The sequence below is a fragment of the Marinobacter sp. genome (assembly GCF_035268745.1).
GTDB lineage: Bacteria > Pseudomonadota > Gammaproteobacteria > Pseudomonadales > Oleiphilaceae > Marinobacter.
This window is the reverse complement of the sequence record NZ_DATFKH010000010.1, coordinates 1-12,050: the sequence shown is the minus strand read 5'-3', so window position 1 is coordinate 12,050 and position 12,050 is coordinate 1. Positions and strand designations below refer to the sequence as shown.

At 58.2% G+C, this 12,050-nt stretch carries 11 protein-coding genes; 8 read left to right on the top strand and 3 right to left on the bottom strand.

What is annotated here, in order from left to right:
* On the bottom strand, positions 1-431 hold a 431-nt coding region (locus VJ956_RS00765; protein ID WP_324080588.1), incomplete at its 3' end, for a C40 family peptidase.
* Positions 432-576: 145 nt separating this feature from the next.
* Between VJ956_RS00765 and VJ956_RS00760 the strand changes: the two genes are divergently transcribed.
* The 3 genes from VJ956_RS00760 to VJ956_RS00750 all read left to right on the top strand — a co-directional run bounded on the left by VJ956_RS00760 (position 577) and on the right by VJ956_RS00750 (position 3,959).
* Positions 577-1,596: a serine hydrolase gene (locus VJ956_RS00760; RefSeq protein WP_324080586.1), complete on the top strand. Its 1,020-nt coding sequence runs from the start codon at positions 577-579 to the stop codon at positions 1,594-1,596.
* Between the two features lie 185 nt (positions 1,597-1,781).
* On the top strand, positions 1,782-2,279 hold the full coding sequence (locus tag VJ956_RS00755; RefSeq protein ID WP_324080585.1) for a universal stress protein: 498 nt from the start codon (positions 1,782-1,784) through the stop codon (positions 2,277-2,279).
* A gap of 108 nt (positions 2,280-2,387) precedes the next feature.
* Positions 2,388-3,959: an anion permease gene (locus VJ956_RS00750; protein WP_324080583.1), complete on the top strand. Its 1,572-nt coding sequence runs from the start codon at positions 2,388-2,390 to the stop codon at positions 3,957-3,959.
* On the opposite strand, the gene VJ956_RS00745 is transcribed toward VJ956_RS00750, so the two are convergent.
* Both VJ956_RS00745 and VJ956_RS00740 read right to left on the bottom strand, forming a co-directional pair.
* Entirely contained in the window at positions 3,937-4,182 is a 246-nt protein-coding gene (locus VJ956_RS00745) for a hypothetical protein (RefSeq protein WP_324080581.1), read from the bottom strand. The two genes, VJ956_RS00750 and VJ956_RS00745, sit on opposite strands and share 23 nt — an antisense overlap.
* 62 nt (positions 4,183-4,244) lie before the next feature.
* Positions 4,245-6,053 carry a Na/Pi symporter gene (locus VJ956_RS00740; RefSeq protein ID WP_324080579.1) on the bottom strand — a complete coding sequence of 603 codons (1,809 nt, stop codon included), beginning with the start codon at positions 6,051-6,053 and terminating at the stop codon, positions 4,245-4,247.
* Positions 6,054-6,216: 163 nt separating this feature from the next.
* Here VJ956_RS00740 and ppk2 point away from each other — a divergent pair, with 163 nt between their 5' ends.
* The 5 genes from ppk2 to VJ956_RS00715 all read left to right on the top strand — a co-directional run bounded on the left by ppk2 (position 6,217) and on the right by VJ956_RS00715 (position 11,995).
* Entirely contained in the window at positions 6,217-7,050 is an 834-nt protein-coding gene (gene ppk2, locus VJ956_RS00735) for a polyphosphate kinase 2 (RefSeq protein ID WP_324080577.1), read from the top strand.
* 80 nt (positions 7,051-7,130) lie between these two features.
* The gene (locus tag VJ956_RS00730; RefSeq protein ID WP_324080575.1) at positions 7,131-8,861 is read left to right on the top strand and encodes a chloride channel protein; all 1,731 of its coding nucleotides are present in this window, start codon (positions 7,131-7,133) and stop codon (positions 8,859-8,861) included.
* Complete coding sequence (locus VJ956_RS00725; RefSeq protein ID WP_324080573.1) at positions 8,848-9,957, top strand: extracellular solute-binding protein; 1,110 nt, start codon at positions 8,848-8,850, stop codon at positions 9,955-9,957. Before VJ956_RS00730 ends, VJ956_RS00725 begins: the two co-directional genes overlap by 14 nt.
* Positions 9,958-10,306: 349 nt before the next feature.
* On the top strand, positions 10,307-11,158 hold the full coding sequence (locus VJ956_RS00720; protein ID WP_324080570.1) for an isochorismatase family protein: 852 nt from the start codon (positions 10,307-10,309) through the stop codon (positions 11,156-11,158).
* Positions 11,159-11,563: 405 nt separating this feature from the next.
* Positions 11,564-11,995 (top strand): tautomerase family protein, encoded by a 432-nt coding sequence (locus VJ956_RS00715; protein WP_324080568.1) that lies wholly within the window; start codon positions 11,564-11,566, stop codon positions 11,993-11,995.
* The last annotated feature ends 55 nt before the right edge of the window (positions 11,996-12,050 follow it).

Here is a 12,050-nt window from a genome sequence, read left to right as displayed (position 1 = left end):
ACGGACGTTGAGGCATGAATGAAGCTGTCGCCACCCATGTAGATGCCGGCATGCTGATCCTTGCCCTTGATGCGGAAAAACACCAGATCACCCGGCCTCAGCTGATCGTGATTTACCGCATCACCGGCAGCGAGCATCTGGGAGGTCGTACGGGGCAGCTGACGCCCAAGGGCTTCATCAAACGCGGTTGCGATAAAGCCGGAGCAGTCAAAGCCATTCACAGAGGTGCCACCATAGCGGTAAGGCGTACCCTCGTAGCGTTCAAATACCTGCCATAGCCGATCCGCGGTCTCCGAATATTCGGCATCGGCGCCGGCCGCAGGTTGCCATGGCATCTGGTCCGCTGATTGCAGGCTCTGATTGCTGGCACAACCGGCAAGGCCCAGGGTGAGCAGGATCGACAACAGCGGAAATACTCGACGCAGATTCATTGGGCACAGACTCAGTCATGAAAACCAGGGTCAGGTTAAACCCGGTGTTGCTGATTTGTCAGGTTAAACTTTGCGTCGATTTGTGTTCCAGTCCGGCTGCGTATCGTACCCTTTCCAATACCGGAAACTGTCAGGTAAATGAGTTATGCAGTTCGTGAACCGTCTGACCAGAGTGTCGTTTATGGCCGGAGGCCTGTTGCTGACGGCGTCCGCTCTTGCGGTGGCACCCGTTGTTAACAATGAAGCATTTCCCGGCCTGGCTGACAGGGCCGGCAAACTTGAACGGCTTCACAGCCTGGTGGTCGCTGTAGACGGGGAGCCCGTGTTCGCCCGGGCGTTGCGGGGTCCGGGACTTGATGAGCCAGCCAATATCAAGTCGCTGTCAAAAACGGTGCTTTCCACCGTTGTGGGCATGGCCATTGGTCGCGGCGTTTTCACCGGCCCGGGACAGCCTGTAGCAGATCTGCTGGAGGTTCCCGCCGGTGCCAGCGACAGGATCGAGGAGGTGACCATTGGCCACCTGCTGTCCATGCAGGCCGGTCTTCAGCGCACCTCTGGCCGTTATTACGGCGAATGGGTCAACAGCAGTAACTGGGTGGACTACGCGCTCAGCCGGCGCTTTGTCGCGGAGCCAGGTGGCGAAATGCTTTACTCCACCGGCAGCTACCATCTGCTGTCTGCCGCCCTGACCAGGCGCACCGGGCGCAGCACTCTGGCCATCACCCGTGACTGGCTTGGCGACCCGCTGGGTATTGATATCCGGCCCTGGCTGACCGACCCCCAGGGAATCTATTTCGGCGGTAACGACATGCGTCTTTCACCGATGGCGTTGCTGAAAATCGGCGAGCTTTACCGTAACGGCGGAGTCCATGGAGGGCAACAGGTGCTCTCGGCAGAGTGGATCGAGCTTTCATGGACCCAACGGGGGACCTCCCGTTACACCGATGATGCCTACGGATTCGGGTGGTTCATTACCGAGCTGGGTGGCTATCGTGCCTATTACGGCCGGGGTTACGGCGGGCAGATGCTGTATGTTTTCCCCGGGCTGGCAATGACGGTGGTAATGACCTCCGACCCGAACCCACCGGCATCCCCATCGTTCATGCAGAAGCAGAATGCACTTCTTGAAGAATCTGTTATTCCTTTCCTGCCCTTGCTGGATTGATCAGGGTCAGGATTATGCCGGGTAGCACCCCGTGCCGTATTGCGAGATGTCGAAACGGGCACTATCTTCAGAAGGGATCAACCGGTTCTGATGCGCCAATATTGTGAGTTTGGCGCTTGTTGCGTTTATTTCCCAGACTGCACTTTGGTTGCCGGATTCGCGGTCCCGGGGCACAGAGGAGAACAATGATGTTTGGTGATATTAAAAAGATTCTGTATGTCTCCGACCTTGATCAAGGTTCGCGCCCGGCATTTCGCGCAGCAATCAGTCTGCGTGGTCACTACCCCGGATCTCAGGTCACCTATCTGCACGTGATTGAGCCCTTGTCGACAACGACCCGCAGTTTGCTGAATACCGTGATGAAGGAAGAAGAGCTTGACGAAAGGCTCCACACGGGGGTGAAAGCGCTCGGCGTCAAGATCCGGGAGCGGATACAGCGCTTCTGCGAGGACGAACTGGAAGAGCACGAAGCATCAGACCTGAAGGCCATCGAGTCGCGCATCGAGGAAGGCGTACCCTGGCGTAAAATCCTTGAAGTCAGCGACGAGATAGATGCCGATGTGATCGTTATGGGAGCCCGCAAGCACAGCTCGCTCGGGCAGGCGCTGATCGGCTCTACCGCAACCAAGACCCTCACTCACTCCAGGCGTCCGGTGCTGATCGTGCCGCTGCACGACGGATAATTCCGGACCGGCAGGCCGCTGAATCCAGATAAGACATCTGTCAGATCAGCTGATTAACGGCCTGCTGAAGGTATCGTTCACCAATATCGACACAATGGCAGCGCAACCATGGGGCTGGAACAGATCAATACCATAGAACAGGCGACCCGTTACCGGCGAACGGAGGTTTTTCGTATCGGCCTGGCGGTGATATTCCTTGCCGGAATCATGGTGTATGTCCGCTCCATCGGGGCCGACGCTCCAAACATGGTCATGCTGGTGGCAGCGGCCATGATCGGCGGGTACATGGCAATGAACATCGGCGCCAACGATGTCGCCAATAATGTGGGCCCTGCCGTTGGTTCCAAAGCATTGACCCTGACCGGCGCAATTGCGATAGCAGCGATCTTTGAGGCCAGTGGGGCACTGATAGCCGGCGGCGATGTGGTCGGCACCATCAAGAAGGGGATCATTGATCCTGCGCTGATTGGAGATCCCGATACCTTTATCTGGCTGATGATGGCGGCGCTGCTTGCCGCGGCACTCTGGCTGAATGCGGCCACTCTGATCGGAGCGCCCGTCTCCACGACCCACTCCATCGTCGGCGGCGTCATGGGCGCGGGTATAGCGGCGGGTGGCGTAGGTATCGTGGATTGGCAGCAGTTTGGCCAGATTGCTGCAAGCTGGATCATATCGCCGGTGATGGGTGGAACTATCGCTGCGTTTTCCCTGTATCTGATCAAGCGCCGGATCACCTACAAGCGGGACATTGCCAAGGCCGCCAGATCCAATGTACCGCTTTTCGTCGCAATCATGGCCTGGGCTTTTGCCACGTATCTTGTAATAAAGGGGCTGGGCAAGATTTTTGACATCGGATTGCTGCCCGCTGTCGGAGTCGGCGCGGTCGTTGGCGTACTGGTATGGTGGTTTACGAAATGGCTCATTGCCCGTTCTTCTGTCGAGGTGGAAAACAGTAAAGCGGGGGTCGACAGCCTGTTCACCTACCCACTTATTTTTTCGGCTGCGCTGCTGAGCTTCGCCCATGGGGCCAATGATGTTGCGAACGCGGTAGGCCCGCTGGCCGCGATCAATGAAGCCGTGCTGCAGGGTGGCATCGCGTCGGAGGCAGCGATCCCGACCTGGGTATTGATGGTGGGAGCGCTCGGCATTGCGCTCGGGCTGGCACTTTACGGCCCCAAGCTGATACGCACGGTCGGCTCCGAGATCACCGAACTCGACCGCATGCGTGCCTTCTGCGTGGCCATAGCCGCGGCGATTACCGTCATCATCGCAAGTCAGCTAGGCCTTCCGGTAAGCTCGACTCATATTGCCATCGGCGGTGTGTTCGGGGTCGGCTTTCTGCGTGAGCACCTCAAATCCACCTATCGCCGGAAGATTGACGAGATCGAGGCGCACCATGCCGGAGCGGACCGGGAAGAAGTGGAGCGTTTGCTCAGGGAGTTCGATGAGGCTTCGTTCAGAGAGAAGGGAGTTATCCTGAAGGATCTCAAAAAGCGCAATGGAGGCGCCTCACCAATCTCGAAAACCGAGCGCAAGAGCCTGAAAAAATTATACCGCAAGGACCTTGTAAAACGTTCGGCGTTGTTCCGGATCGTGGCCGCCTGGTTAATTACGGTGCCGTTAGCGGCGCTGTTGGCAGCGATGCTGTTCTTTATGATCAGAGGGATGCTTCTGCCATGAGCTCCCGCAGTTTGGCCAGTTGCGCCTCAACCACCCGCAGGCGAACCTCGGTCTGAGCTGATGCTTCCTCCGGCGAGCCGGAATCAAGCCTATGCCGGTACTTTGCCTGCTTTTCCGTCAGCTTTTGCTCCAGGCGCTTCAATTCCTCGTACTTGAGGGATTTGCCCTTGTCGAGCTCCCGTAGCGTATCGTCCAGCCTGGCCACCAGGTCCTTGAAACCCATGCTCTGACTCCGTCATATTGGAAGATTGACCGGCCCGCATTCAGCCACCCGCCGGTGACGCCTCAGACGTTCATGTCTGCCTGACCTGCATCGCCCACCGACAGGGCTTCCGTGGTCCTGGCAGCGCCTGTATCCGTTGCTGCGAGCAGCGCCCGAGTCCCACCGAGAATCGAATCCACTGTCTCGCTGGCATAGGCGGAATCGTTCAGCAGGGAGGTGGCCATACCAGCATTGATCTGCTTTGTTCCCAGGAGTTCCGTAACGCGCGCGACCATGGATTCACGCCCCACCCGGGCACGAACAGCGATTTCGTCGAGTTCCAGTATTGCCGTAGTGGCGTCATCGAATTCGCCTTCGTAGAACCGATAAGTTTCGCGGAGCACCATCGCGACCCGCAGCCGGAGATCATTATACTCCTTCCGGATAGCCTCGTTATCCGCAACCATATAGGTGGTGAGGTTCTTGCGCAGGTGTTTTACATGCTTGATGGCTTCCACCATTTCGGCGGCGGCTTGCTGCAGCCGGTAAAGTGATTCGTCGGAACTGGCTGACCCCATGCGGGCCATAAGCCCGGAAATGAAATCCAGAATGGCATTATAAAGATACTTGACGCGCTGCCGGTAGAGCTGGTCGATGTCGATGTCAATGCGCTCCCGGTGGTTATTGATCGTTGCTGCCAGGTCATCGCTGTCGCGGATCTGTTCACGGTGCAGGTGCAGACCATGGGCGAGGATGACAAAGGCCTGGTCAAACAGGTGCCAGACCTCCCGGCGAACCGCCGCCTTTGCGCTGTCGGGCGAATCCATCGCAGCCGAATTCAGGTACCTGGGCTGCGCCGGGACCTCTTCCTCCGGTTCAGGCAGCCAGCGCTCCAGGGCGCTCGCCATCTTCGACAGCAATGGCAACATCACGGCAACACCGAGGCAGTTGAAAAAGGTGTGGAACAGGGCGAGCTTGACCGTGTAGTCATCTTCAGCGATCGACATGAGCGCCGACAGGCTGTCGACAGACCAGCGCAGGGGTTCAATCAGCACCAGGGCGATCACCGCCGTCGCCAGATTGAACAGGAGATGGGCGCCTGCCAGGCGTTTGCCGGCGATATTCGCACCGATACCACCAATCAGGGCGGTCACCGTGGTGCCAATGTTGGCGCCAATGGCCAGCGCCAGAGCGTTCTCGTAGGTCACCTGCCCCGTGGCCAGGCCGGCCAGCGTAAGGGCCAGTGTCGCGTGGCTGGACTGCATGACCACCGTCGCCAGAATTCCCAGCCCGGTATAAACCAGCAGTCCCGTTAAGCCTGTCATTGCGTAGTCGCGCAGATCAACCGCCGACTGGTAGCTTTCGAACCCCTCCTTCATGAAATCAATGCCCAGAAACAGAAATCCGAGGCCAGCCAGAATTGCACCGAACGCCTGCAGTGCCCGCGATTGCTGGAATTTCAGCACTACGCCGAACACCAGCATCGGCAACGCGAAGACCGACAGGCTCATCTTCATGCCAATGGTTGCGAACAGCCAGGCACCGGTAGTGGTGCCCAGGTTGGCTCCGAAAATGATGCCGATGCCGGTGATCAGGGGGAGCAGGCCGGCGCTGAGGAACGATATCGTAATCACTGATACCAGTGAGCTCGATTGCATGATGGCGGTGCTGATAACCCCGAAACCAAGGCTCTTTGGAATCGTGTCTGTTGTCCGGCGAAGCACCCGCTCCAGAAATCCGCCCGTAAACTGGCGGAACCCGCTCTCGAGCGAGAGCATGCCAAACAGGAAAATCGCAACCCCGGCGGCAATCTGTTTGAACTCGGGGCTCGACCAGAGCACAACAGCCAGAAGTACGAGTACTCCAGCTAGAAGGAACTGGCGGTAGTTCATTGGCTCACCCTTACTGCGATTGGCACGGTTCTGGCTGTCCGCACTGAGGGCGCGACAACATCAATATGGCAGGACTTCGATGCCGTATACTACCTTGTCACACTTCTGTAATGTAAGTAAGCCCCGAACCCAGAGCGTCAGGCAGTCAATCCGGAGAGGTCGCATGCAGTCATTGTCACCTAATCGCCGCTTCAGCGACGACGCCTACAATAAGCACGGCGTATTGAACAAGAAAATCTACGAGCAGGAACTGGCGCGGCTGGAGGAGGAACTGGCCAAACTTCAGCGCGCCATTACCGATCAGGGCCTGCGCATCGTGGTCCTGTTCGAGGGGCGCGATGCCGCCGGCAAGGGTGGGACCATCAAGCGCATTACCGCGAACATGAATCCTCGCGTGGTACGCACTGTCGCCCTTGGCGTTCCGTCCGATCGCGAACGCAGCCAGTGGTACTTCCAGAGATACGCAGCCCATCTGCCAGCGGCAGGTGAAATGGTGCTGTTTGACCGATCCTGGTATAACCGGGCGGGCGTGGAACGGGTCATGGGGTTTGCCACGACGGAGGAAGTCGAATTGTTCATGCGCACCTGTCCCGAATTCGAGCACATGCTGGTCGAGGACGGCATCATTCTCCTGAAATACTGGTTCTCGGTCAGCGAGGAAGTTCAGGAGCAGCGTTTTCAGGAACGTGCTGCCGATCCTACCAAGCGCTGGAAGATCTCCCCGATGGATCTCAAATCGCGGGAGCTGTGGCCGGAGTACTCAAAAGCCAAGGATGAAATGCTGCGCTACACGGACCTGCCGTACGCGCCATGGCGAATGGTGGATGCCGACGTCAAGCGTCATGCCAGGCTAAACTGCATCAGCGATCTGCTGGAGCAGTTCGATTATGACAGCAATCCGCCGCCTGCCCCGGATCTGCCTCCGCGTGAATGGGCGCACGACGACGACAACCGCGTGGCGAAGCCGCATGAGTCCTATATCGATCGTCTGTACTGAGGGCCTGGAGACCCGGTATCCGGTTCCATCAATACCGCTGAATGGTTGAGTGCCGGACGAATCGGAACTTTACTGGTGGTATGGACAGACAAGGCATTCAGCAGATCGTATACCAGATCATCACCGTCACGGTGGTGGCCATCCTGGTGGGTGCAGCCGCCTCGCTTGCAGCGATCGGTTTTGTCGATGCGATCCACTATCTCAATGACCGTCTGCTGATTTCCCCCTATGCCCGCATTCAGGCGGACGACAGGCCCGGCCTGGTAGCGGCAGCCACCGTACTTGTGCCCGCTGCCGGTGGCCTGGTGGTGGGCCTGCTGGTTCACTTTCTGGTGCGGGAGAAGCGCGGTCTGGCGCCGCCCGATGCCATTCTGGCGGCACAGACCAATGGCCCGGCGCCGACGTTGAAAAGCGGTGTGGCCTCCACACTTGCCGCTCTGGTCTCCCTCGGTAGTGGCGCGTCGGTTGGCCAATACGGCCCGCTGGTCTATCTCGGCGCGATGTTCGGCAACCTGGCGGGGCGACTGCGGCTGAACCTGCGCCATCAGCGTTCCATTGCCATTGCCTGCGGCGTTGCCGCCGCCATTTCCACGGCGTTCAACGCACCGATTGCCGGTCTGGTGTTTGCCCACGAAGTCATCCTGCGCCACTACTCGCTGCGGGCCTTTGCCCCGGTCACGGTGGCGGCGGCAACGGGCTACATCATTGCCAATGTGATTTTTGATCGCCCGGCGCTGTTTCTGGTGAGTTTCGATCGCGTGGAGCACAGCTACGAGTTCCTGTTTTTTGCCCTGGAAGGCGTGCTTTGTGCCGGGTTGGCCTGGGTTTTCATGATGCTGCTCAGGTTGAGCACCACTACCGCCCGTCGCTATATCGGACTGCCATGGGCCCGCCCGGCCATCGCCGGGCTGGTGCTGGGGCTGGTGGCCCTGTGGATACCGGAAGTGCTGGGTATCGGCCAGGAAACCCTGCGGTTTGCGACGATTGAAGGCGCGTTCGGTATTGGCGAGCTGGGGCTGATCATCGTCGCCAAACTGGTTCTGACGGCGCTGTGTGTGGGTTTTGGCTTCGTCGGCGGCGTGTTCAGCCCGGCGCTGCTGATCGGCATTCTGTTCGGGGCTTTTTACGGCCTGGTTCTGCCCTATATTGCGCCAGTGCCACATTCCGGGCTGGTGGTCTACGCTATCTGCGGCATGATGGCCCTGGCCAGTTCCGTCATCGGGGCGCCGTTGACGACCATCCTCATTGTGTTCGAGCTGACCCGCAGTTACGACCTGACCATTGCCGCCATGGTCTCCGTGGTTTTCGCCAACCTGATTTCCTATCGGGTGATCGGGCGCTCACTGTTCGACCTGCAATTGCGCGCCCGTGGTTTCGATCTGGCTCTTGGCCGCGGCAAAGCCATTCTGGAAACCCATCGGATAGGGGATTACCTGTCCACTGAGTACACCGCCGTCAGCGATCTGGATACGGTAGGCAGGGTTCGCCAGCGCCTGGTCGACAGCAACCGCGCCGAGGCGATGGTTGTCGACCCTCAGGGTAAACTTCTGGGCGTGGTCAGGCTGCAGGCAATTGTAAACCGCCCGGCAGACACCCTGGTGACGGCAGCGGCCATCCGGTCGTTCACCCGGTTTGCGGAGGACACCTCCGTGTGGCAATCCATGGAACTGCTGCGGGGCTTCCTCGGCGAAGCCGTTCCGTTGGTTGCCAGAGACGGTCGTCTTTTGGGTGTGGTGCCGGAGGAGGCGGTGATAAGAGCGTATCTGGAAATCGTCCATGACCTGCGTGAGGAAGAAAATGAAGCGGCCTAGTCCGGAGTTTATTTTACCCTGGATACTCGGGCTGTTGGCTTTCCCGGGTCTGCTGTCGGCGCAGAACAGCGATCCGGCCCGGGAAGTGCTGACCATTGCCACCTGGGGCGGCTCCTATGAAAACAGCCAGCGCCGTGCTTACTTTGAGCCCTTCACGAAAGCCACCGGCGTCGACATCGAAACGGTCCATTACGACGGCGGCGTGAAGGCACTGCGGGAACAGCTTGCCAGCGGAGATACCGACTGGGATCTGGTGGATATGATCCAGTCCGATGCCAGTGCCGCCTGCGACCAGGGCCTGCTGGAAAATATCGATCCCGGCATCCTGGCGCCGGCCCCGGATGGCACCGCGCCCCGGAACGACTTCATGGACGGTGCGATTCACCGATGCTTTATTACCCAGATCGTGTTCTCAACCGTTATTGCCTTTGATGACCGGGCGTTCCCGGGAGTGAAGCCAGACAGTGTGGAGGACTTCTTCAATCTCAATGATTTTCCGGGCAAGCGCGCGTTGCGAGAATCACCGGTAGGCCTGCTCGAGTGGGCCCTGTTATCCCTGTCAGTGCCGCGCGAGCAACTCTATGATCTGCTGAGTACCCGGCGCGGCCTGGACCTGGCTTCCCGCCAACTGGATGGCATTCGCGAGGCGATTGTCTGGTGGACCCGGGGTGACGGACCGGTCGAGCTGTTGACCAGCGGCAAGGTGGCCATGGCAACGGGCTATAACGGTCGTTTTTTTCATGCCAGAGCCATGGAGGGCGCGCCGATCTCGGTTATCTGGGATGGCCAACTGATCGGCTTTAACAGCTGGACGATCCTGCGTGGCACCGATCAGGCCGGACTGGCCGCGGACTTTATTGCGTTCGCTACCCGGGCTGAGAACATGGCGGCCCAGGCCAACCTGATCAGTTACGGCCCGGCGCGGAAATCCGCTCAGCAGCGAGTCGGGCTCCACACCGATGCGGGCGTGCCCATGCGCCCCTACATGCCAACGGCGCCATCACATATGGACACGGCGGTTGTTCGCGATCACCGCTGGTATTCGCAGACCGTCGAGCTTCGCGAGCAGTGGTTTCGTGACTGGCTTGAGCCTTGAGATTCCCCCTGCCGGGGCCAGTGCATCCGGTCATACGGCACCGACTGAAACGACATGTCTGACCAACACCGCGGCGCTGGATCAGTTGCCTTTTGGCAACCGGGACAGGTTATTTTCCCATACCTGAAAAATAAATCTGGCCTGGATTGATTTCTTTCTATCGATCACATTATTTCCGTACACTGGCACTTGGGTTGACCAATTTGTCGAATGCCGGGTGCAATAACGGCACTCTAATCGTCCGCATCCTCCGCATCTGACGCCCCAGGGTCAGGCTTTGTGCTGGGTCGGCCATCTGCTCCGCCCCAATCGGTGCCGAGTGTCCCGTCTGGAAAAAAAGGAGGATAAAATGAGTCACAGTAAAGAAACGATTCCAACCCTGGAAGAAGCTCTAAAGCGGCCGTGCAAGAATCGCGACAAGGACCTTGCCCTGCAGCCGATGGATAACTACAGCGAAACGCCTGACGGACCCCATAAACAGCCCCTGAGTTTCTGGGCGTCATGGAACCTGAAAGATCGTCCCCGCCGAGTCGCCCTGCTCCTTGATGACTGTCAGGAAGAGTACAGACCCTATGCCGGTGACGTTCTTCCGAACCTGATCAAGCTGGTGGATGTCTTTCGAAAGGCCCAGTCCGGCAGCGACGGAGTCTGCATTACATGGAGCTCCTGGACCCGCAGGTTCGACGATGGTATCTCCAATGCCATGGATCGATGGTACGGCCCAACGGGATTGCAGCCCGATAACCCCCAAAATGCCCTTTACATTACTACCGGTGCCCCGGGCATGGAACCGCTATCGGAAATAGCGCCCAGCGAAAAAGAGATAGCCGACGGTTGGTTTTACCATGGAAAACATCTGGATATGTTCTGGAATTTCGATGACAACGATAACTCTTATCTGGATGAAAAACTCAAGGAAGCCAGTATTGATACCATTATACTTACCGGCCTTTGGACGGACGAATGTATCCTCAGCACTGCTTATGCCGGTAACTCCCGCGGGTATGATGTCGTCGTGGTAAGCGATGCCGTCGCTACCGCAACGGCCAATCAGGAAAAAGCCCTGACTGTTGCCGGCAGCACAGTCGCCAATGTTCTGGCAACAGACGAAGTGATCAGCTACATGGAGAACGATTTTGTGACCGGTAAGCCTGGCGCAGTAAAGGGAACGACCCACCCGGACGGACGAAAAGATGATTAAAATAATCACAAATAGACCGGTCCCGGTTTTCCTCTCGCTCAACGCTTCCCTAAGCTGATCAATAAACAACAATGTGAAGAAGCCTGAACCTCCGATGATCAGTCCAGCCCCCGTGAACTACCTTTCCGGCGACATGGCCTTTCCCGGTGGACGAATACAACAGAATGATGCAACACCGCAGGCCGGCGCCGGCCTGTAAACTCCGGTAGCGCAAACTATGCTTCATAAAACACGCCCTATCGAAAACCGGGACCGCTCAATGGCATTCGCGATGGGATTGTCTGGTGGACACGGGCAGAGACAGTCAAAAGTTCTGCGATGAAGCAACTGACTGAGGTTTGTCATCCCGACTCTCGATACGAGCCACCACAGATAACTACATGTCACTTTCGGTAGGAATTCCCCATGCCAACCTATACCGTCACAGTCGCGAATCTTGCCCTGTCGCTGCAGCAGAAATCACAGGTAGCGGAGGCCATAACAACGGCCCATCACACGCAAACCGGCGCGCCCCGTTTTTTTGCCCAGGTTCTGTTCTGTGCTGCCATTGAGGGCGAGCACTTTGTAGGTGGCAGCGTGAACAAGTCGCCCCAGGTGTATGTACATGGCCTGGTCCGGCAAGGCCGCAGTACCGGGGTCAAGCAGGCCCTGATGAGCCAGATGCTTGAAGAGATAGTCCGGATTGCGGACATAACCACCGAGGACGTCTGGATTTATCTGCAGGACATTCCCGCCACCCAGATGATCGAGTTTGGCCGGTTTCTGCCAGCGCCGGGAGACGAAGCTGAGTGGGAACGGGAAATGACCCCGGAAAAGCGGTCCCGGTTACCCGATTAACAGACGCGACTCCTTGCGGGCGAATTTTTGGTGTGAGCTCCCGGTGTCCTGGCGC

Excerpts from the sequence above, each read along its gene's own strand:
- VJ956_RS00755 (WP_324080585.1), top strand. The coding sequence starts at position 1,782 with ATGATGTTTGGTGATATTAAAAAGATTCTGTATGTCTCCGACCTTGAT.
- VJ956_RS00745 (WP_324080581.1), bottom strand. The coding sequence starts at position 4,182 with ATGGGTTTCAAGGACCTGGTGGCCAGGCTGGACGATACGCTACGGGAG.
- VJ956_RS00720 (WP_324080570.1), top strand. The coding sequence starts at position 10,307 with ATGAGTCACAGTAAAGAAACGATTCCAACCCTGGAAGAAGCTCTAAAG.
- VJ956_RS00715 (WP_324080568.1), top strand. The coding sequence starts at position 11,564 with ATGCCAACCTATACCGTCACAGTCGCGAATCTTGCCCTGTCGCTGCAG.
- VJ956_RS00725 (WP_324080573.1), top strand. The coding sequence starts at position 8,848 with ATGAAGCGGCCTAGTCCGGAGTTTATTTTACCCTGGATACTCGGGCTG.
- ppk2 (WP_324080577.1), top strand. The coding sequence starts at position 6,217 with ATGCAGTCATTGTCACCTAATCGCCGCTTCAGCGACGACGCCTACAAT.
- VJ956_RS00750 (WP_324080583.1), top strand. The coding sequence starts at position 2,388 with ATGGGGCTGGAACAGATCAATACCATAGAACAGGCGACCCGTTACCGG.
- VJ956_RS00730 (WP_324080575.1), top strand. The coding sequence starts at position 7,131 with ATGGACAGACAAGGCATTCAGCAGATCGTATACCAGATCATCACCGTC.
- VJ956_RS00760 (WP_324080586.1), top strand. The coding sequence starts at position 577 with ATGCAGTTCGTGAACCGTCTGACCAGAGTGTCGTTTATGGCCGGAGGC.
- VJ956_RS00740 (WP_324080579.1), bottom strand. The coding sequence starts at position 6,053 with ATGAACTACCGCCAGTTCCTTCTAGCTGGAGTACTCGTACTTCTGGCT.